The organism is Segatella hominis (assembly GCF_019249725.2).
Taxonomy (GTDB): domain Bacteria; phylum Bacteroidota; class Bacteroidia; order Bacteroidales; family Bacteroidaceae; genus Prevotella.
Map to the genome: position 1 here is coordinate 1,293,162 of NZ_CP137559.1, position 21,061 is coordinate 1,314,222.

Below are 21,061 nucleotides of genomic sequence, written 5' to 3' on the forward strand. Positions count from 1 at the left end.
ACCATTATATCGAATTCTACTGATCCTCACAGATTCTTACACCTTATTATATATAATGGTGAGTATATATTATGGTGAGTATTCTTTAGTAGGTCAGCACCTCTACACCGTGTTCTGTCATCACGAAGGTATGCTCCCACTGTGCAGATGGTTTTTCATCGCCTGTGATAACCTCCCATCCGTATGGATCGTCCGCATCGATGAACACCTTCCAGGTACCCATGTTAATCATTGGTTCGATGGTGAATACCATACCCGGAACGAGCAGCATACCAGTACCCTTATGACCGTAGTGAAGCACCTCTGGCTCTTCGTGGAACTCGCAGCCCACGCCATGTCCACAGAGATCGCGCACCACTCCATAACCGTATTTCTTGCAGTGCTTCTCGATAGCATGACCGATGTCGCCCACAAAACTGTATGGCTTGGCAGCTTCAGCACCGATTTCGAGGCATTCCTTAGCCACTCTCACCAACTGCTCCTTCTCCGGAGTCGTCTTGCCGATGATGAACATACGGGAAGCGTCAGCATAATAGCCGTCCACGATGGTAGTCATATCCACATTGACGATATCGCCCTCCTGGAGCACGTCTTCCTCCTTAGGAATACCATGGCAAACCACCTCATTGATACTCGTACAAACGCTTTTAGGATAGCCCTCGTAATTGAGGCAGGCAGGTATGGCATCATGATCCTTGCAGTACTGCATACAGATGTCGTCGATCTCCTGCGTGTTCATACCTGGGCGGATAGCTTCAGCCACCGCATCAAGACAACCCGTATTGACGACACCGCTCTTACGGATACCCTCAATCTGTTCTGGAGTCTTGATCAAATCACGAGTAGGCACCAATTTGCCTTTATTTTCCCAAAACATCACCTGCTTATCAAGGTCGGTCAGAGGCTGACCCGGCAAGCAATGCCATCTTCTTTTTTTAATAACCATTTCGTTTAATTTTATTGCGGCAGCCCCATCAGGTCCGCCCATTATTTCTATTTACATCTGCAAAAGTACAACATTTCAAGCAGAGTACAAAATAATTGCAATAATATTTATCTTTTTTCAGATACTTGCAGCATTCCGTTTCTGTTTTTTCTGATCCAAATCGTCTTTGAGTATTCTCTCTGAGGCTGGAGATACTCATTCGATTGATAGAAAATCTCACTTGATGAAGATTCTCACTTGAGAGGAAAATCTCGATGCTGTAAAATCTCGGTTGATGAAATACTTTATTTCAGAAACTTATAGATTTCCTCTGTCCAGTCTGCTCCGTTCTGCGGACAATAGGTACGGATGCCCAGTTCGCTGGCAGCAGCGCAGTTGCGCGGACCATCATCTACGAAGAGCGCATCTTCTGGGAGGATTTTTTCCTGAGTGAGCACATAGCGGAAGAAGCGATCATCCGGCTTCATCAACTTCACCTCATAACTGCGATACAGGGCATCAAAATACTCACCGATGGCATGGCCGTCACCAGAGAATTCCGTGCTGTCTGTCCAGGAACTCATGTAGGGATTGGTATTGGAGAGGAGAATCACACGATAGCCTTCCTCTTTCAACTTGCGGAGAGCAGCCAACTTATTGGCAGGCACATCAGCCGCATAACCCAACCAGCAATGGCGCACTTCCTCAAAAGACAGTTTTCTACCCACCATCTTCTCCAGGGCCTCCTGATATTCTTCAAGACTCAGTTTACCTTCCTCCAGATCGCCGAAGATGCCCGCCTGACAATAAGGGTTCAAAACTTCATCAGCCTTCTGCAGCCCCAATGCACTGAAACGCCTCACTGCTTCATCATGGTTGAGTGTGATGATCACGCCGCCCATGTCAAAAATCACCGTTTTAATCATAACTATATTTTCTCTAACGTTTTCTATATCAACTCTTTCGTATCCTGTATTTATCTGATGAATTCAGCATTTATCTACTAAATTCTGCGTCTTATTCAAACAAGTTCAACTTATTCTTGCGGGCTTCATCGAGGCTGGCGAGTTTCTGCTGCTGCTCATGATATTCCGCCCTCATCTTAGCATATTTGTCGTCCAGTTCCTTCACGAATTTCGGACCTTCCACCTTATCAAAGAGGCGGGTGCAGATGCCGGCATTCAGACTCGCGTCTTTCACCCAGACCACCGGACCGCCGTATTCCGGAGCTATCTTGAGCGCCACGTGCAGTTCGCTGGTAGTAGCACCGCCCACCATGATAGGGATGCGCAGCCCCGCCTTCTGCATCTCGTGAGCCACATGCACCATTTCATCGAGCGACGGCGTAATCAGTCCGCTCAATCCGATGGCATCCACCTTTTCCTCGATAGCCTTCTTGACAATCTGTTCGGCAGGAACCATCACACCTAAGTCGATGATATCGAAGTTATTGCACGACATCACCACGCAGACGATGTTCTTTCCGATATCATGCACATCACCCTTCACGGTAGCCATCACCACCTTGCCAGCCTTGGTAGAACTGCCCGTATTCTCAGCCTCGATATGCGGTTGGAGGATAGAAACAGCCGCTTTCATCGTGCGTGCGGTCTTGACCACCTGTGGCAGGAACATCTTTCCTTCGCCGAAGAGCGCACCCACTTCGTTCATACCGTCCATCAGCGGTCCCTCGATTACATTCACGGCATGCGGATATTTGGCGAGTGCCTCATCGATATCCTTCTGCAGGAACTCCGTGATACCCTTGCGCAGGGCATATTTCAAGCGGTTCTCCACCGGTTCCTTGCGCCATTCCGGAGCAGCCGGTTTAGCCACGGGCGCACCGCCAGCCTTGGCTGCAGCCTTGGCAGCATCCATCTGCTCCTTGATCTCATTAGCCAGGTCTATCAGTTCGTCAGCAGCACCCTTTCTGCGGTTGAGCACCACGTCCTCGATGAGTTCACGCTGTACTTCAGGCAATTTGGCGTAATCCTTTCTGGCTTTGGCATTTACGATACCGAAGTCCATACCAACCAACTGGGCATGATGAAGAAAAACGGCGTGGATAGCCTCGCGGATATAAGTATTGCCACGGAAGGAGAAAGAGAGGTTGCTCACACCACCGCTCACATGGGCACCAGGCAGATGCTGGTGGATCCATTCCGTAGCGCGGATAAACTCCACGGCATAGTTGTCGTGCTCCTCCATACCCGTAGCGATGGCCAGCACATTCGGGTCGAAGATGATGTCGAGCGGATTCATGCCCACCTTATCCACGAGGATACGATAAGCCCTCTCGGCTATCTCAATACGGCGCTCGAAGGTAGTAGCCTGCCCGATTTCATCGAAACACATCACCACCACGGCAGCTCCGTATCTCATCACATCACGGGCGTGGGAGATAAACTTCTCCTCACCTTCCTTGAGTGAGATGGAGTTGACGATGCACTTACCCTGACAGCACTTCAGTCCGGCAACGATGACATCCCATTTCGAGGAGTCGATCATGATAGGCACCTTGGCGATCTCAGGTTCAGCAGCTATCATATTGAGGAAGTTGACCATTTCCACCTTGGCATCCAGCAGACCGTCATCCATGTTGACATCCACGACTGCAGCCCCGTCGGCCACCTGCTTGCGGGCGATATCCAACGCCTCCTCATACTGTTTTTCATTGATGAGTCGGAGGAACTTGCGACTACCCGCCACGTTGCATCGCTCACCCACGTTGACAAATCTTGACGCATCCATCGGGAGTTTCACGGAGTCATCTACATCGAGCAGATCGAGTCCGGAGAGCCACATGGTGTCCGGTTTGGCTGCCACCTGATGAGGTTTCACCCCCTGCGCCATACGGTCGTAACTGGCGATGAATTCGGGCGAAGTACCACAGCAACCGCCGATAATGTTGACCAGTCCCTCGTCGAGGAACTCCTTGATTTTCGGAGCCATACTCTCAGCCGTCTCGTCATACTGCCCCATCTCGTTAGGCAATCCGGCGTTCGGATGGGCGCTGATATACCAGGGCGCCACAGCCCCCATGCGCTTGATGAAAGGTTTCATCTGCGGAGCACCGAAGGCACAGTTCATGCCCACCGAAAAGATAGGATAAGACGAGATGCTGGCCAGGAAAGCCTCGATGGTCTGTCCGCTCAGGGTACGACCAGCCAGATCGCTCACGGTCAGACTCACCATGATAGGCAGGTCCACACCGTGCTTCTTCATCGTGGTAAGCGCCGCGTCGATCATCGCCTTACAGTTGAGCGTATCAAAGATGGTTTCGATGAGAATCACATCCACACCACCCTCGATGAGACCGTCGATTTGCTCGCATGTATCCTCAAAAAGTTCATCATACGTAATCTCACGTGCCGCAGGATTGCTCACGTCAGGACTCATACTGCACGTTTTGTTGGTAGGACCCACATCGCCCGCCACAAAACGCGGTTTGTCATCCGTGCTGAAAAGGTCGCACTGTATGCGTGCCAGCCTGGCTCCCTCGTAAGCCATTTCCCGGGCTTGATTTTCCAAGTGATAATCAGCCTGTGAAATGCGCTGCGAAGAAAACGTGTTGGCAGAAATAATATCGGCACCCGCCTCGAGGTACCTCCGGTAAATATCTGAAATTACATCGGGGCGGGTAATATTGAGCATATCATTATTACCCTTCATCTGTCCTGGAATATCCTGGAATCTGTCGCCCCTGAAGTCTTCCTCCGTCAAATTGTACTTCTGAATCTCCGTGCCCATCGCACCGTCGAGAATCAGAATTTTCTCCTTAACAATCTCTCTTATCGTCTTACCCATTGTCGATTTTCTGTATATAGGCGTGCTTTTGAGGGCACGGCATTCATATCTTAGAGGTGTTCGAGATGGCTTAGAAGTGCTTGATGGCACGGTCCATTTCTCGTCTGTCCTCCTTCTCCTTGAGCGTCTGTCGCTTGTCGTATTCCTTCTTACCCTTGCAGAGGGCTATATCCACCTTGGCACGTCCGTGATCGTCGATGAAAACGAGTATAGGCACGATAGTAAATCCCGGCTGCTTGCTGTCTTCCTCAAGTCTTCTGAGTTCTCGCTTGTTGAGCAGCAACTTGCGGTCTCTGCGGGCCTCGTGATTGCTGAATGAGCCGTAGAAATAAGGAGAGATGTTCATTCCCTTCACCCAGAGTTCGCCCTGGTAGAAGTCACAATAGCAGTCCACGAGCGAAGCCTTACCGCCACGTATCGACTTGATTTCCGTACCAGTAAGCACGATGCCTGCTGTATAGGTATCCACGAAGAAGTATTCGAAGGATGCCTTCTTGTTTCTTATCTGTATCGGACTCTTCTTGCGGAGTTCCTGTTCTTGCTTGTTCATATATAAATAATGTATAATTTATAATGAATAATGAATAATTTAAAAAGTAAACATTAAACACTAACATTAAACAATAGTAGCAAACTGCTGGATGTTTTCGTCGATATAGTAGGCCACCTTGCTGGTCCATTCCTCCTCATTTTCGACGAAAGCATCATCAAAGTCATCAAATTCAGGATATTTCTCGTAGAGCGCCATGAAATCCTCATCGCTCATCTCCTGCTCCACCTCAGCAGCCGCTTTCTTGTAGAAGAAATGGGCCTTGTTGATGAGCTTTCCCAAGTCCGGGATACCCCAGTTGCGGAAAGCCTTGTCGGTAGGATTTCTGAAGATGAACCCGCCGAAGCCGTTGTGGATGAGCTGTATCATACCGCCATCCATCATCTCCTCGTGCAGGAAGTGCCATGCCAGGAGCGTAATCTGGTCGCTGTTGAGTTCCGCCATGTTCTGTGCGGTCAACTGTCCCCCGATGGCTTCCAGCGTAGCATCGATGAAAACCTTCACAAACTCGTCCATGCCCTCGAGTGCAGCCTTCTGCAGAGCAGCATCATTTATCTTAACTTGCGTCATAATCTAATTAAAATTGCAATTTTCAGTTTGCAAAGATACACCAAAATGTGCATAAAGCAAAGAAAAATGATAAGAAATAGGTTAAAGAGTTAAAAAGAATACTCATTTTTAGGTATTTTCCCAAGATTTTTTGTACTTTTGTAGTCGAAATGTGGCAGCAGTGCTCAAATTTCTGACCGCATATATAATATAAGGTGTACAGAAATATAGTGTTTATATATTCATTAATATAAATTTTAGCGAATATGATCTATTCTAAAGAAGTGGACAACATGTGCGTTGTCGCTAAGGGTCCTAACCACGGACCAGCTCCAATTCCTGAAGAGGGAAAATGGATTCAGGCAAAAGAGATTAAGGATATCTCTGGTTATACTCACGGTGTGGGTTGGTGTGCTCCTCAGCAGGGTGCTTGTAAGCTTTCTTTGAACATCAAGGAAGGTGTTATCCAGGAGGCTCTCGTTGAGACCATCGGTTGTACTGGTATGACTCACTCAGCAGCTATGGCTTCTGAGATTCTTCCAGGCAAGACTATCCTTGAGGCATTGAACACAGACCTCGTTTGCGATGCTATCAATACAGCAATGCGCGAGCTCTTCCTCCAGATTGTTTACGGTCGTAGCCAGAGCGCTTTCTCTGAGGGCGGTCTCGTTATCGGTGCAGGTCTTGAGGACTTGGGTAAGGGTCTTCGTTCACAGACTGGTACTCTCTACGGTACAGTAGCTAAGGGTACACGTTACCTCGAGTTGACAGAGGGTTACATCACAAAGCAGTTCTTGGATAAGGACAGCCAGGTTTGTGGTTACGAGTATGTACACCTCGGCAAGATGATGGAAGCTATCAAGAACGGTATGGATGCCAACGAGGCAGTAAAGAAGTTCACAGGTAGCTATGGTCGTACAACTGCCGAGCAGGGTGTTGTTAAAGCAATTGATCCACGTAAAGAATAATAAGGAGATACAGATATGATTAGAAAAGTAAGTTACGAAAGTCAGGAACGTCGCGAGAAGCAAGTTCTTGCTGCTCTCAATGCTAACGGTATTCAGAGCTTGGAAGAGGCTAATCAAATCTGCGAGGACGCAGGTGTTGATCCTTATCAGATGTGTGAAGACACTCAGCGTATCTGCTTCGAGAACGCTAAGTGGGCATATGTAGCTGGTGCTGCTATTGCTATCAAGAAGGGTGTGAAGACAGCTGCTGATGCTGCCGAGGCTATCGGTATCGGTTTGCAGGCTTTCTGTATCCCTGGTTCTGTAGCTGACGACCGTAAGGTTGGTCTCGGCCACGGTAACTTGGCTGCCCGTTTGCTCCGCGAGGAGACACAGTGCTTTGCTTTCTTGGCAGGTCACGAGTCTTTCGCTGCTGCTGAGGGTGCTATCAAGATCGCAGAGATGGCTAACAAGGTTCGCAAGAACCCATTGCGCGTTATCTTGAACGGTCTTGGTAAGGATGCTGCTCAGATCATCAGCCGTATCAACGGTTTCACATACGTACAGACCAAGTTCGACTACTACACAGGTGAGTTGAAGGTTGTTAACCGTATCGCTTACAGCGATGGCCCACGTGCTAAGGTTAACTGCTATGGTGCTGACGATGTTCGCGAGGGTGTAGCTATCAACTGGAGCGAGGATGTAGATGTATCTATCACTGGTAACTCTACCAACCCTACCCGTTTCCAGCACCCAGTAGCTGGTACTTACAAGAAGGAGCGTATTGCCGCAGGCAAGCCATACTTCTCAGTAGCTTCTGGTGGTGGTACAGGCCGTACATTGCACCCAGATAACATGGCTGCAGGTCCTGCTTCTTACGGTATGACTGATACTATGGGTCGTATGCACTCAGACGCTCAGTTCGCAGGTTCTTCTTCAGTTCCTGCTCACGTAGAGATGATGGGCTTCCTCGGTATGGGTAACAACCCTATGGTAGGTGCTACTGTAGCTATCGCCGTAGCTATCGACTTGGCTTTGAACAAGAAGTAATTTTTGTTTAGGCAAAATATTTATCCTCCATATCCCCACGCATGGGGATATGGAGGATTTTTTATTAACCCCACATTATTATAATTTATGGAGGATAGAGAACTGTTACTGAAAAGTAACCCAGAATTTGACCGCCTTGCCTTTACGGTATTAGCTATTGAAGCTTCAGCTCAAAAGATGGGTATATCGCCATCTGAAATGAGAAGGCGACTGGATAAGGTGGGATTAATCAAGATTTCTACGATTCCGATGTCTGTCGAATGCTTCATGACCAAGAACTGGAACTTCACCTGATGAGCGATACATATATTGTCAACGACTTGATAGAAGAGCTAAGGGAGAAAAAATGTTACATCATACACTTTTTTTAATGACACTCCCATTTCCCCAAATACTCTTTTAATTTTCCTTCTCTGCCCGGGTATATTTTTCTCCCTGCCCACGCAAGAAATTTTCCGCGGGCAGGGAAAAATAAAAGTGGGTACAGAGTCGGAAACAATGATAAAAGCAAAGGTACGTTTTTATTTTGAAACCAACAAGAAAATTCATAAGGAGTTGAGAAAAAACTGTGACAACCGTGACCGTGAGAGAAATGGGGATGTAACTACTTTACTAAAACCTTTTTCGTTTTTCCGTTGTTATACTTGATTATATTAACACCCTTTTTCTTACCTTCAATAAGGGTACCATCAATAGCAAAACTCTTCGCCTCTACAGGTTCAGTGGTTTCAATAGCATTAATGCCAGTTTGATGATCCATTTCCACAATAGTTGCAAAATTGCGCCAATAGTAAGCAGCAGCGTAAGCCTCACGCGTACCTTTTGGCACATGCAGCGTACATGTAGAATAATTGATATTATCAAAGAAATATTGATTTATCTTATGAGGCCTTTCCTCATAGGCATACAAATGCTTCACCTGACAATTGGCGAAAGTAAAATTGGTCATTATCAAAGGAATTTTCGGCAAGTGTAGCTCCTCTACCCCCATGCATAGACTAATAATATAACCACCCAAATTAGTTATTCCTTCAGGCAATTTAAAATATTTCAGAGAAGTACAACCTGCAAATGCGTTACTCATTATACCCTCCAAAGTCTCAGGCAGGTCGATTCTCTCCAATGAACTGCAACCATTAAATGCATACAACATTATTTTAGTCAGAGTGTTTGGCAATTTCACACTCTTAAGTGATGAACAACCATCAGCAAATGACTGTGGTAAATACGTGATTCCTTCTGGTATTTCCAATGAAATGAGAGACGAGCAATTCCTGAAAGTACCCACTTCCAGCTTCTCTAATTTAGGAAGTTGAAATTCCTTTAGTTTGCTACACTTTGCAAAAGCATGGTCTCCTATTTCCGTTATCCTATCTGAATGCGTGATTTCCTCAAGTTCAGAACAATCATAGAACGCATACGTAGAAATTCTTATCACATTGTTGGGCAGTATCAATTTGGTCAGGGAGTGGCATGAAGCAAACATATATGCCGTAATACAGTTGTTGGCTGTATATGCTTGATACCCCCTACCTTTATAGGAGTAGTTACAGTAATAATCTCCACCTTCACATATATTCGCCATTGAGAGATCAAGTATATGCAAATTAGACTTCACTTTTTCTTTATCCATACCATAATACTTTCCCACTCCCATCAATTCACGCAGGTAGGCAATGTCCGTGCCATCAATGTTTCCTACAATCTTGAGATTGGTAATAAGTGGAGCATCATCGGCTTTTATCAATTCCGATAGATATTCTCCATTAGTTATGGTCACTGTCACCTGCTCTGTTATCAGATTACCCCCAGCAAAAGCCTTGCAGACAAACATTGACAACAAAGCAGACATAAACACTAATTTAAGTTTAAATAGTTTCATCATAGTGATTTTCTAATATGAATATAAAAATTACGAATCATTATGGCTTCACATCCCATAATACAGGAACATTCTTCATTGTAATATAACCTGTCGTGTTAGCATCGATATATAGACCAAGCTTTATCACCTGCAAAACTCTGGCAGTCTTCTTTACATTTATGAATAAATTGTACGGACTTTCAAGTTTCAGTTTGACATACACCCCCTCGCTGACATCATAACTCTCGGATGTAGTCTGACTATCAGAACTGTAAAGTTCTCCATTCTGATCTATACACATCGTATTGCTGGCCACATCAGAACCAGGGAACTGGCCTCTACCTCCAAAGCTAATGCGTGATTTATTAACTTTCATCATCACTTTCAGCACAAGCGATACCGTGCCAGAGTTCTCTGATGTGCTTTTTCCATAGGCTCCAACAAGCTGGATATCTACAGCCTTGCTGAAAGGATTGGTGACAACAGAGCCAGAAGTAGAAGTTGTGGAGCTGATGACAAACTCAGACGGCAGTATCTTATTGTCGTATTCATTTCCACTCTTGGTATCACCTTTATTATCAGCGACAGCCTCTACTGTATTACCAATTTTCTTAAGCAATTTTCCTAACTGCGCATTAGCCGGTTGTGTTGTGACAAACAACATCGCTAATGCCATAGCCATTTTAAAAACATTCTTAGTCATAGTTAAAAAAAAATTATTAGGTTTATAAATTAGATACTTATTTTTGCAAATTTAGCAAAAAAATTCCGAAACATCACTTCTTTAGCGTAACATTATACTTTATTAACTAAAAAGCACAACACATAACTTTTCGTGATTTCAGATGGAAAGCACCACCAACAGCCATGAGTAGTTGCTTTAGTACTATACAAATTGAGTTTAAAGAGATAATTTTTATAGCATAAAAGTGAGATTTTTATCCAATATAAATGACTGTTTCATTGGAATTTAAGGTTGATAACACAAGTATAGCATTTTAATATCTGTTAATATACACTAAAAAACTGCCCTTTTGATACGACTTAAGGATATTATCAGTATATTTGCAAGATGAATGTCACGGGGGTGCTGAGAGATCGGCTGAGATTATACCCATTGAACCTGACGCAGATAATGCTGACGCAGGGAAATATGATATAACCAAGAGGATAATGGCACTGGAATACTGCAAGATGAGTATCAGAAGGTGTATCCGAAAAGAAGCCCCTATTCTATGGCTAATGACCATGGATTAGGGGCTTTTTCCGTGATAAAAACAAGGACTTAAAATAAACGGCTATCAGCATAGCCCTTAAAAACAATTCGATTTATGAAAGTAAATATCAACAACAAGGAAACTGAGACTCAGGCTCTCAACGTTAAGCAACTGGCAGAAGAACTCAATCTTCCTGCCACAGGTGTAGCCGTTGCCATCAGCAACAATATGGTGCCTCGCGACGAATGGGAAACCACAAAGATCCTCGAAGGCGCTGACATCGTTATCGTAAAAGCTTTCTGCGGGGGATAAGGATTCTATATAAAGCTATGACTTATTTGATGATAGAGTGATGGCTTAAAATAACATGACGAAGAATTTTAAAAAATGGCAAAAATTTCATTAGACCGTTTTCGCCTGCAGTTCATCTCCCATCAGAATGAAAAGTTGGGTTATCTCGACGGTATCCGTGAGGCATTAGCTGGCGGATGCAAATGGATTCAGCTGCGCATGAAGGGAGCTACCGACGACGAGGTGCGCCCTATCGCCCTGCAGGTGAAGGAATGGTGCAGAGAACAGCAGGTCACCTTCCTCATCGACGACCGTGTGGCTCTCGTAAAGGAACTGCAGATAGATGGTGTGCATCTGGGCAAGAACGATATGCCTATCGCTGAAGCCCGCAAGATACTGGGCGACGGATTCATCATCGGCGGTACTGCCAACACCTTTGAGGATGTGAAGGCACACTACGAGGCTGGAGCCGACTACATCGGTTGCGGTCCGTTCCGCTTTACCACCACCAAGGAGAAGCTCTCTCCTATCCTCGGACTGGAAGGATATAAGGACATCATCCAGAAGATGAAGGAAGAAAGCATCGACATCCCGCTCGTCGCCATCGGAGGCATTACCAAGGAGGATATCCCCGAAATCATGAAAACGGGAGTGAACGGCATCGCACTCAGCGGTTGCATCCTCCATGCAGTAAATCCAGCTGAAGAAACCAGGGAGATTCTGGCTCTGCTATAAAACTGGCTCTGCGATTATCCAGACTCCGGAATAATCTAGAACTCCGCTATAAAGCTGGCTCTACGATTATCCAGACTCTGCAATAATCAGCCCCCGCTATAAGAAAAAAATAAAAGTATAAATCATAAAAAACAATGGAAAAATTAGTAATTGCAGGCAGAGAATTCAACTCTCGCCTTTTCCTGGGAACAGGTAAGTTCAACAACAACCAGCTCATGGCTGAAGCCATCAAGGCTTCTGAAACTGAAATGGTTACCGTAGCCATGAAGCGTATCGAACTCGAAGACAAGCAGGACGATCTGCTCGCTCATATCGTGCAGAATCCTAACATCCAGCTCCTCCCTAACACCAGTGGTGTGCGCAACGCAGAGGAGGCTGTATTCGCTGCACAGATGGCACGTGAGGCATTCGGTACCAACTGGCTCAAGCTTGAAATCCACCCAGACCCTCGCTACCTTCTCCCTGACTCTATCGAGACTCTGAAGGCTACTGAGAAACTGGTGAAGCTCGGTTTCGTGGTATTGCCATATTGCCAGGCAGACCCTACCCTCTGCAAGCACCTCGAAGAGGCTGGTGCTGCTACCGTAATGCCACTCGCTGCACCTATCGGTACCAACAAGGGTTTGAGAATGAAGGACTTCCTGCAGATCATCATCGAACAGGCTACTGTTCCTGTAGTAGTAGATGCGGGTATCGGTGCACCAAGCCACGCAGCCGAAGCTATGGAGATGGGTGCCAGCGCTTGTCTGGTTAACACCGCCATCGCCGTAGCCGGAGACCCTGTTGAGATGGCCAAGGCTTTCAAGGAGGCTGTCATCTGTGGTCGTCGCGCCTACGAGGCTGGTCTCGGAGCCATCAGCGACTGTGCTGAAGCAAGTTCTCCTCTCACCGCTTTCCTCAACGACTAATATAATATGATAAATCAAAAGGCATCAAGGATGAGGCAAAGAAGCAAGAATGCTCTTTTTACCTTTTTACCTTTTTACCTTTTTACCTTTAAACATTATGCCAAACGATAACAAAGCTTACGCCAAGAGAGAAAAGGCGTATATGCAGGGAAAACTCTTCCCTCAGATCAAAGTCGGAATGACCAAGGTGAACCTCACTCCTACTGTGGTGAAGGACGAACGGGGCATTCCTCATACCGAGCCAAACGCTCCTGTGTATATCTACGACACCAGCGGTCCATACAGCGACCCTAACTATCAGGTAGATTTGAAGAAGGGACTGCCTCGCATGAGAGAGCAGTGGATTCTCGACCGCAACGATACCGAACAGCTCCAGGAAATCACCAGCGAATATGGTAAGCAGCGCCTGGCCGACCACAGTCTCGACCACCTCCGCTTCGAGCACATCCAGTTGCCTCGCCGTGCTCAGGCTGGCAAGCATATCACCCAGATGGCATACGCCAAGGCGGGCATCGTGACCCCAGAGATGGAATACGTGGCTATCCGCGAGAACATGAACTGCCAGGAGTTGGGCATCGATACCCATATCACTCCTGAGTATGTGCGTGATGAGATTGCCCGTGGACGTGCCGTGCTTCCTGCCAACATCAATCACCCGGAGAGTGAACCGATGATCATCGGACGCAACTTCCTCGTGAAGATCAATACCAATATCGGCAACTCTGCCACTACCTCCAGCATTGAGGAAGAGGTGGACAAGGCGGTATGGTCTTGCAAATGGGGAGGCGATACTTTGATGGACCTCTCTACCGGTGACAACATCCACGAAACCCGTGAATGGATTGTGCGCAACTGCCCTGTACCAGTAGGAACCGTGCCTATCTACCAGGCTCTGGAGAAGGTGAACGGCAAGGTAGAGGATTTGAACTGGGAGGTATTCCGCGATACCCTCATCGAACAGTGCGAGCAGGGTGTGGACTACTTCACCATCCATGCCGGTATCCGTCGCCACAACGTGCATCTCGCTGACAGCCGTCTCTGCGGCATCGTGAGCCGTGGCGGTAGTATCATGAGCAAGTGGTGTCTCTACCACGACCAGGAGAGTTTCCTCTATGAGCACTTCGATGATATCTGCGACATCGTGGCACAGTACGACGTAGCCCTTTCTTTGGGCGATGGTCTGCGCCCAGGTTGTATCGCCGATGCCAACGATGCAGCCCAGTTTGCCGAGTTGGATACCATGGGCGAGCTCGTTACCCGTGCCTGGGACAAGAACGTACAGGCATTCATCGAGGGTCCTGGCCACGTGCCAATGCAGAAGATCAAGGAAAACATGGAGCGCCAGCTCGACCACTGTCATGAGGCACCATTCTACACCCTCGGCCCATTGGTTACCGATATCGCCCCAGGTTACGACCACATCACTTCAGCCATCGGTGGCGCCCAGATAGCATGGCTCGGTACTGCGATGCTCTGCTATGTAACCCCGAAGGAGCACCTCGCATTGCCTAACAAGGAGGATGTGCGCACAGGTGTGGTAACCTATAAGATTGCCGCACATGCAGCCGATTTGGCCAAGGGTCATCCAGGTGCAACCATCCGCGACAATGCCCTCTCCAAAGCCCGCTTCGAGTTCCGCTGGAGAGATCAGTTCCACCTCTCGCTCGACCCAGAGCTCGCCTTGAAGTATTTCGAGGAGGCTGGTCATACCGAGGGTGAGTACTGCACCATGTGTGGTCCTAACTTCTGTGCAGCCAAGTTGACTCACGATTTGAGAAAATATAAAAAATAAAATAAGGTAAAAAGCAAAGTCTGCCGGCTCATTTCTCACCTGAGGAAGGAGCAGGCAGCACTTTAGAAATTCATAGGAATATGTTTTCAGACGAATTAAAGAATATCAGTTGGGAGGAGACCACGGAGCGTATCGCTCGCATGACCGATAATGATGTACGCCGTGCCCTCGCCAAGGACCATTGCGATGTAAACGACTTCATGGCAATGATTTCACCGGCAGCAGAGCCATATCTGGAGGTGATGGCTCGTCTCTCTCGCAAATATACAGAGGAGCGCTTCGGCAAGACCATTTCAATGTTCATCCCTCTCTACATCACCAATTCATGCTCCAACTCCTGCGTGTATTGCGGTTTCCACCGCGAGAATCCGATGGCACGCACCATCCTCACCCCTGAGCAGATCGAGAACGAGTACAAGGCTATCAAGCAGCTGGCTCCATTCGAGAATATCCTGCTCGTAACGGGCGAAAACCCGGCAAAGGCTGGCACCCCTTATCTCGCCAAGGCCATCGACATCGCCAAGAAGTATTTCTCCAACGTGAAGATCGAGGTGATGCCGCTCTCTACCGAGGACTACAAGACCCTCGCCGACCATGGTATGAACGGTGTGATCTGCTTCCAGGAGACCTACCACCGCGACAACTACAAGCTCTACCACCCACGTGGCATGAAGAGCAAGTTTGAGTGGCGCTGCGACGGTTTCGACCGCATGGGTATGGCAGGTGTCCATTCCATCGGTATGGGTGTGCTCATCGGACTGGAGAAGGAGTGGCGCACGGACGTAGTGATGATGGCTCACCACCTGCGCTACCTGCAGAAGCACTACTGGAAGACGAAGTACAGTGTGAATTTCCCTCGTATGCGCCCAGCACAGAACGAAGGATTCCAGCCTAACTGTTTCATGACCGACAAGCAGTTGGCACAGGCTACATTCGCCATGCGTATCTTCGACCACGACGTAGATATTTCCTACTCTACCCGTGAGCCAGCCAACATCCGTGACAACATGGCTACCCTCGGTGTCACCACCATGTCGGCTGAATCCAAGGTAAATCCAGGTGGTTATCATACTTATCCTCAGGCGCTGGAGCAGTTCACCGTGAGCGATGAGCGTACCGCCAAGGTGATCAACGCGAGACTGAAGGAAATAGGCAGAGAACCAGTCTGGAAAGATTGGGATGCCTCATTCGACCTCTTCGGAAATCTCGGAAAAGAAGAGAAAGTTGGATAAAAAAAATCCTCGTCCGTTTCAATATCGGACGAGGATTTTTTGATTTTCAAGTCACATTCATAAACCTCAGAAGGCTTTATTTAAGTTCGTAGTCGGTATCGCCACCAGTTGTAGAACTTCCACCTGCCTGACTGTTGTCTCCAGTAGTCGTATTACCACCAATGGTGTTACTGTCGGCTCCATTACCAGTACCACTGCCTGAACCTGAAACTACTACATTGCTGGCTCTTCTAACACTTGCCGAAGTGTTAAGATTGGCATTGCTCAAAGTACCGGTAGCACGGGCTCTGAGTTTTACACCGGTAATATTGTTTGCCGCAGTAAATTCTGCCTCAGTCTTGGCTCCCTCCTTATTGCGGATCCCCACGCTGAAGATGGCAAGGTTGTCAATCTTCACATTCTTACCAGCCAGGAGCTGCTCCTTGATACACTTCACCATGGCAGTCATCATGCCCAGGCACATCGCCTCAGTGAATCCCGTATTGTGCTCCTCCATGTGCTTGGCGAGTCCTGCCAAATCCATCGTCTCTTCTACCACAGGGAAAGCATACCACTTACCAAAAGCAAGACTCTTCTTGTTCTTGTTCTGCTTCAAAACGTACTTAATCATACCTTTCAAAATTTTTAGTTAATTACTGTCAAATCCACATCTCTATTTTCCTTCAAAGGCATAGGATCCATCGCCTTGTCCGTCAGAGAGTTTCATCGAGTAAACCCCTTTGGTTTACATAGCAAAGATACAACATTTTGAAGGGTCATTCAGACGATAGCATACGTTGCGTGAGATAGCATACTTTATAAGGATTTTCTTATGGTTCACCCAGATAATCAATGATAAGAGCTACCTCCTTAGGAGTGAAAAACTTGGCCGACTTACGATAGCCTAACTTATGGAGTCCATTTACGAGATCCGGGTTGCGACGTACCCAAGCCATCAAGTGATTCACTGCCGTATGAGCCGAATTGGCTGTTGGAAAATAAAGCCAGGCAAGCTCTGACTTGCCATAGGCTCTGACTTTAAATTCTGTCATATTATCAATCTTTTGAAATTACACAATGAATAAAATTATTACCCTCATACTTACGCCTCGTAAAGATGATACTTACGGAGCGTAAACCTTATGTTTAGAAGGGACAGACATCAGAAGGAGGAGGCAGCAGGATTTCGGGTTTCTGCTGAGCCTCACCCAACAGGATATCGGCAATATCGGTGTTCGCCTCAAACTGCTCCATGAAGTCCACTACCCGATAATCCCAGCATCCGCTCTTCGCCATCTGCTCCTTCCACTTATCATACTCTCCGCTATCGGGATAAACCACGAGTCGCCGATGCAGCAAGGGGAGCAGCTTATCAGTCTGCAGATTGCCACATCCGCCCGTTGCCAGCCATAGGAACTGTGGATAGCGGCAGGCACAGATAAGCGATGTCTTCTCACTCTCCACGATACATACCGTCTTATCGGGATAGCGGGGAAGCAGATGCCGTCCAAAGAGCACCTTTTCCGTATCCTGAAGCTGCGGTCCTACATGAGAACGTTCACAGATGGAACGCATGGTGTTGGCCCATCCCTGCACCCGATGACCGTCATTGCGATAAGCCATCAGCTTGGCATCATGCACCCGCTGCTGTTCGTCTATCAGCCAGAACACCACTGCTCTGCCATAATTCACCCCCTGCACAACGACGTCTCGGGCAGTACCTCCCACACAATAATCGTCTAGCACCTGCCGGGCATCACCACCGATGTTCAGGCCTTCAAGCCACATGCTGAAAGCACTCGGTCTCAGCATCGCCTTCTGTACCCATTCGGGGCTGAAGAACTCGGTCTGTCGCCTATCCTGAGGTTGCACCAGCAATCTGTTCTTACGGGAAAGCATTTCTCTGTTTCGGGCTTCATCTGCCCACTGATGCCTGTTTCCCAATCCCAGCAAGGGTTTACCATTTACATATTCCGTCTGGTAATCTTTCTTGCAGCTTAGCTCCGGATGATCATGGAAATATTGACGCGGTGGATAATGATAGCCACACGATGCCGTATGGTCGCATTTACCACATTCATCAGCCACATATTTGCCCGTCTCCAGATCCACATATCGGGTAAAGCACTTCTTGCGTCCACATTGAGGACAGACATAGCGATTGGAACCACCAGAACGATAACGCTCCAAAATAAATCTGTTTTCTGTATCATTATACATATTGCTCTGAAATTTAAATATAAAAAATGTATCAGAGTGTATCATTTCCGCATTGATACAAAACAATCATTAATCTATTGATATTCAGAATGTTATCACGTATCAAAGATGATACATTCCCTTTGTATCAGATACAGCAGTTGTATCACTCATGATACAGTCTAACTATATCTATATCAATTAATTAAGTATCATTTTGTATCAAAAATCTGAATGATACATCCCTGATACAAATACTTACTTCTTGTAAGGCTTACTTGCCTTTTCTGTTCAAGTTATTGCTCTTGGCAACACGCTGAACCATACTCGAACTGGTACCCAGTTTATCAGCAATGTCCCGATAAGACAAGCCAGGCTGCTTGAGTTCACGAATGATATCGCGCTCCAGCTCTGCCTTCTCATCTCTTGATCTTGGCAGATGTGCCCGTTCTTCATCATAGCCTCCATATTCGAAATGGAGCCATCCGTCAGAACTGGTCAACGTAAGTTCCTGCACGTTCTTGAAATCAAGTTCGATTGGGAGAGAACGATACTTCAGTTGGATGAGATAGCGCATGTTCTTGTCCTTTCTCGATTTGTTGAAACCAATAACGTTATCGGCAAGGTTACTGAGAAGCTTGCTACCTGCCAGGTCGTCGATTGTAAGCGGATCGCCCTGCTTGCGCTTAGGTGTATGGGCAAGGATGAGCATGGTACAGTTGTGAGTCATACGCATAGCTACCAGTTGCTGCATGATTTTTCCAGCTTCAGCTGACTCCTTAGAATTGATACAGAGATTGGTAAAGTTATCTATGATTATCACCTCTATATTCAGTTCCAGTGCCATTCGCTCTATCTCAGAAAGAATCATGCTCTGGTCGGTAACATCGTGCATCTTGGTATAATCGATGCCAGCGTGGTAGAGCGTATTAGGAAACTCCTTGTTGGGATATCTCAAAGCCAATTGCTGCTGCGAAAGCTCAAAGTTGACATAAAGCACCCGCTTTCCCTGTTCAGCCAAGTCAATAGCTATCTGCATGGCGAGGACTGTTTTACCCACACCTGGACCGCTAAAGAGAATCGTAGTCTCTTGTTCCACCAGAATATGGGGACAAAGTTCCTTCGGTGGATCCATCCTCAGTCCTTCCATCCGGTAGTCATTGAAAGGAGACACATTGAAAAAGCTAGGCTTGTCCTGCTGCTGAACAGCCCCTGGAGCAAGAGCCTGAGCCTGTTTCTGGGATTCAGTCTGCTGAAGAGCAGCCTGAGCTACGATTTCATCCAATTCCTGTTTAGAATCTTTATTAATCATACTATCCTCCTTTCTTGATATAATCAACAGATTCATTACTTGCCATCATCTCCTGCACGTGCTTGCGATAAGCCGCAGCCGGAGGGGCGTTGCTGTGGAGTAAATACTCATTGAGGATTTCTCCTATAGATAATACCTTTTTCATATTTTATGAGGTATTAATCCTTCCGTCATCTTTGAAGCAATTTGCATTCAGATAGTCCAAGTCCTCAAGCTTCATTGTCAGGATGCTTGTCTGCCTGCTGGACTTAAGTGAATACAACGGACGATATCCAATAAGCCCCAGAGATTTTCATTCTATCAACTCCATCTGTCTTCAGTTTATTGAATACAAAAAAAGCCGATAAGAACTAAATCTCGCCGGCAAAATTACAATAGGCCTTGGTAAGGTTGCAAGCACCTTACCAAAACCTTACCAAAAATTTAAAATAAATTAAACTTTAATAGTAGATTTCCTATAACTTCCATACGCCCAGAACTGGCAGCAACTTCTAGTCCTGGGCAGCGTTCTAGATCATTTCAACATAATAATAATGCGCCCTATAATAATAGGACGCATTACTAATAGTATATGGGCTAAGCATTTTTAGCTTTCAGCCTGTTCTTCAACTACTTTGAAGAGTTCAAAAACTCAGTCTTTATTGTTTGCTTTTTCAAGACAAACCTTGTAAAAGTTTTCTGCTTTATCTTCCAACTCCTCGAAAGTTTTTAAATAGGTATTTTTTTGAGCCTTAGTTGATTTACTTAAAAGAGATGAATATTTACCGTCTTTCAATCGGGCGGAGTGAAAAGCTTCACTCATCAGATCCATTACATCAACCTGATTAACTTTGCCACCATCTTTTTTCACAAAATAATTAGCATCACACATTGCTTTTATAACTTTAATGAAATCAGACAAACGTTTTTCCTTAATACATATATCAGAAGTTTTATCCGATTGTGTTTTGCTTTTCTGCTCTACTTGATTTGCTAAATCCGCCAAACTATCCTGTGTATCTACATCTGGCTCTATAAAACCAGGCACTTGAATATTCTTCTTCGATAAAGTTTCATTAACCTCATATTCTATTGCCGCAAGAAGTTCGAAACCTTTATCTGACAAACTGTAATAATTGAATTTTACTGCAATCCATTTATTTCGCCTCAAACAGAATAATCTTTCAAAAAAAGTGGAATCATCCTTAATTTCTTTGGAAAAAGCATTAGAACCATTATTTTTTAAATCGAGAAGAATTTTGTAGTCACATTCTCTTATGTTTCTTGCATAAAGAGCATGATTAAGGATTTTCTTTTCTAGTTTTTTTAAATCATCCAATACAGCACGTCCGGCCATATTAATCTGTGAAGAAACGACTTTTCCTCCTTCTTCAAAAGTTGCATATACCAAATCTTTCCGTTTGAGTAATTGTACTGCAATACAGAACTGAGCATCAGTTAATCCTTTTGGAGCTTTATCATGTTGCTCACCATCTGACAATGTTCGCAAAACGCGAAATTCATTAATGCTTATACTCATATAATTAAAACTATTTAATTTTTTTTCAAAGTTACTGCTTTTTCTTGATAGCAAAAAATAAAATAACATTTTTTAAACTATAGAAAAGAACAAAACTCTACACTTTTAAAGAATTTATTGAGCTTTTTTATGGGTTCAGGAGAAGATAATAAAGTGCGGAAGAGATTGAAAAACGCTTTTCTCGA

Annotated in this window: 21 protein-coding genes and 1 riboswitch; of the genes, 8 read left to right on the forward strand and 13 right to left on the reverse strand. The window is 46.0% G+C overall.

The window, feature by feature from the left end; all coding sequences use genetic code 11:
* Window positions 1-85 precede the first annotated feature (85 nt).
* From map to KUA50_RS05270, 5 genes are all read right to left on the reverse strand, one after another.
* The gene (gene map, locus KUA50_RS05250) at window positions 86-946 is read right to left on the reverse strand and encodes a type I methionyl aminopeptidase (protein ID WP_218457545.1); all 861 of its coding nucleotides are present in this window, start codon (window positions 944-946) and stop codon (window positions 86-88) included.
* Between the two features lie 284 nt (window positions 947-1,230).
* Window positions 1,231-1,851, reverse strand: a complete 621-nt coding sequence (locus KUA50_RS05255; RefSeq protein ID WP_218457546.1) for an HAD family hydrolase — start codon at window positions 1,849-1,851, stop codon at window positions 1,231-1,233.
* A 91-nt stretch (window positions 1,852-1,942) separates the two neighbouring features.
* Complete coding sequence (gene metH / locus KUA50_RS05260; protein ID WP_218457547.1) at window positions 1,943-4,732, reverse strand: methionine synthase; 2,790 nt, start codon at window positions 4,730-4,732, stop codon at window positions 1,943-1,945.
* A 70-nt stretch (window positions 4,733-4,802) separates the two neighbouring features.
* Window positions 4,803-5,282 carry an SsrA-binding protein SmpB gene (smpB, locus tag KUA50_RS05265; RefSeq protein WP_022111606.1) on the reverse strand — a complete coding sequence of 160 codons (480 nt, stop codon included), beginning with the start codon at window positions 5,280-5,282 and terminating at the stop codon, window positions 4,803-4,805.
* A gap of 66 nt (window positions 5,283-5,348) precedes the next feature.
* Entirely contained in the window at window positions 5,349-5,852 is a 504-nt protein-coding gene (locus KUA50_RS05270; protein WP_218457548.1) for a DMP19 family protein, read from the reverse strand.
* Between the two features lie 245 nt (window positions 5,853-6,097).
* Here KUA50_RS05270 and KUA50_RS05275 point away from each other — a divergent pair, with 245 nt between their 5' ends.
* From KUA50_RS05275 to KUA50_RS05285, 3 genes are all read left to right on the forward strand, one after another.
* A complete protein-coding gene (locus KUA50_RS05275; RefSeq protein WP_006849036.1) occupies window positions 6,098-6,799 on the forward strand; it encodes an iron-sulfur cluster assembly scaffold protein in 702 nt (233 codons plus the stop codon).
* Between the two features lie 15 nt (window positions 6,800-6,814).
* Window positions 6,815-7,828: a GGGtGRT protein gene (locus KUA50_RS05280; protein ID WP_118118663.1), complete on the forward strand. Its 1,014-nt coding sequence runs from the start codon at window positions 6,815-6,817 to the stop codon at window positions 7,826-7,828.
* 87 nt (window positions 7,829-7,915) lie between these two features.
* The gene (locus tag KUA50_RS05285) at window positions 7,916-8,122 is read left to right on the forward strand and encodes a DUF3791 domain-containing protein (protein WP_218457549.1); all 207 of its coding nucleotides are present in this window, start codon (window positions 7,916-7,918) and stop codon (window positions 8,120-8,122) included.
* Between the two features lie 310 nt (window positions 8,123-8,432).
* On the opposite strand, the gene KUA50_RS05295 is transcribed toward KUA50_RS05285, so the two are convergent.
* On the reverse strand, window positions 8,433-9,713 hold the full coding sequence (locus KUA50_RS05295) for a leucine-rich repeat domain-containing protein (RefSeq protein WP_218457551.1): 1,281 nt from the start codon (window positions 9,711-9,713) through the stop codon (window positions 8,433-8,435).
* Window positions 9,714-9,750: 37 nt separating this feature from the next.
* A complete protein-coding gene (locus tag KUA50_RS05300; RefSeq protein WP_218457552.1) occupies window positions 9,751-10,395 on the reverse strand; it encodes a hypothetical protein in 645 nt (214 codons plus the stop codon).
* A gap of 370 nt (window positions 10,396-10,765) precedes the next feature.
* A riboswitch (TPP riboswitch) is annotated at window positions 10,766-10,859 on the forward strand.
* A gap of 164 nt (window positions 10,860-11,023) precedes the next feature.
* On the opposite strand from KUA50_RS05300, the gene thiS reads away from it, so the two are divergent.
* From thiS to thiH, 5 genes are all read left to right on the forward strand, one after another.
* Window positions 11,024-11,221, forward strand: a complete 198-nt coding sequence (gene thiS, locus KUA50_RS05305) for a sulfur carrier protein ThiS (protein WP_022111612.1) — start codon at window positions 11,024-11,026, stop codon at window positions 11,219-11,221.
* A 75-nt stretch (window positions 11,222-11,296) separates the two neighbouring features.
* On the forward strand, window positions 11,297-11,935 hold the full coding sequence (locus KUA50_RS05310) for a thiamine phosphate synthase (RefSeq protein ID WP_218457553.1): 639 nt from the start codon (window positions 11,297-11,299) through the stop codon (window positions 11,933-11,935).
* 134 nt (window positions 11,936-12,069) lie between these two features.
* Complete coding sequence (locus KUA50_RS05315; protein ID WP_022111614.1) at window positions 12,070-12,843, forward strand: thiazole synthase; 774 nt, start codon at window positions 12,070-12,072, stop codon at window positions 12,841-12,843.
* 97 nt (window positions 12,844-12,940) lie between these two features.
* Window positions 12,941-14,635, forward strand: coding sequence for a phosphomethylpyrimidine synthase ThiC (gene thiC / locus KUA50_RS05320; protein WP_118118659.1), 1,695 nt, complete (start codon window positions 12,941-12,943; stop codon window positions 14,633-14,635).
* Between the two features lie 80 nt (window positions 14,636-14,715).
* Window positions 14,716-15,867, forward strand: a complete 1,152-nt coding sequence (thiH, locus tag KUA50_RS05325; RefSeq protein WP_218457554.1) for a 2-iminoacetate synthase ThiH — start codon at window positions 14,716-14,718, stop codon at window positions 15,865-15,867.
* 76 nt (window positions 15,868-15,943) lie between these two features.
* On the opposite strand, the gene KUA50_RS05330 is transcribed toward thiH, so the two are convergent.
* From KUA50_RS05330 to KUA50_RS05355, 6 genes are all read right to left on the reverse strand, one after another.
* The gene (locus KUA50_RS05330) at window positions 15,944-16,477 is read right to left on the reverse strand and encodes a DNA-binding protein (RefSeq protein ID WP_218457555.1); all 534 of its coding nucleotides are present in this window, start codon (window positions 16,475-16,477) and stop codon (window positions 15,944-15,946) included.
* A gap of 199 nt (window positions 16,478-16,676) precedes the next feature.
* On the reverse strand, window positions 16,677-16,898 hold the full coding sequence (locus KUA50_RS05335; RefSeq protein ID WP_022111619.1) for a DUF4248 domain-containing protein: 222 nt from the start codon (window positions 16,896-16,898) through the stop codon (window positions 16,677-16,679).
* 94 nt (window positions 16,899-16,992) lie between these two features.
* Window positions 16,993-18,066, reverse strand: a complete 1,074-nt coding sequence (locus tag KUA50_RS05340; protein WP_218457556.1) for a DUF6371 domain-containing protein — start codon at window positions 18,064-18,066, stop codon at window positions 16,993-16,995.
* Window positions 18,067-18,319: 253 nt separating this feature from the next.
* On the reverse strand, window positions 18,320-19,357 hold the full coding sequence (locus tag KUA50_RS05345) for an AAA family ATPase (protein WP_218457557.1): 1,038 nt from the start codon (window positions 19,355-19,357) through the stop codon (window positions 18,320-18,322).
* A gap of 1 nt (window position 19,358) precedes the next feature.
* A complete protein-coding gene (locus tag KUA50_RS05350; protein ID WP_218457558.1) occupies window positions 19,359-19,502 on the reverse strand; it encodes a hypothetical protein in 144 nt (47 codons plus the stop codon).
* A 486-nt stretch (window positions 19,503-19,988) separates the two neighbouring features.
* On the reverse strand, window positions 19,989-20,945 hold the full coding sequence (locus KUA50_RS05355; RefSeq protein ID WP_218457559.1) for a hypothetical protein: 957 nt from the start codon (window positions 20,943-20,945) through the stop codon (window positions 19,989-19,991).
* Between the last annotated feature and the right edge of the window lie 116 nt (window positions 20,946-21,061).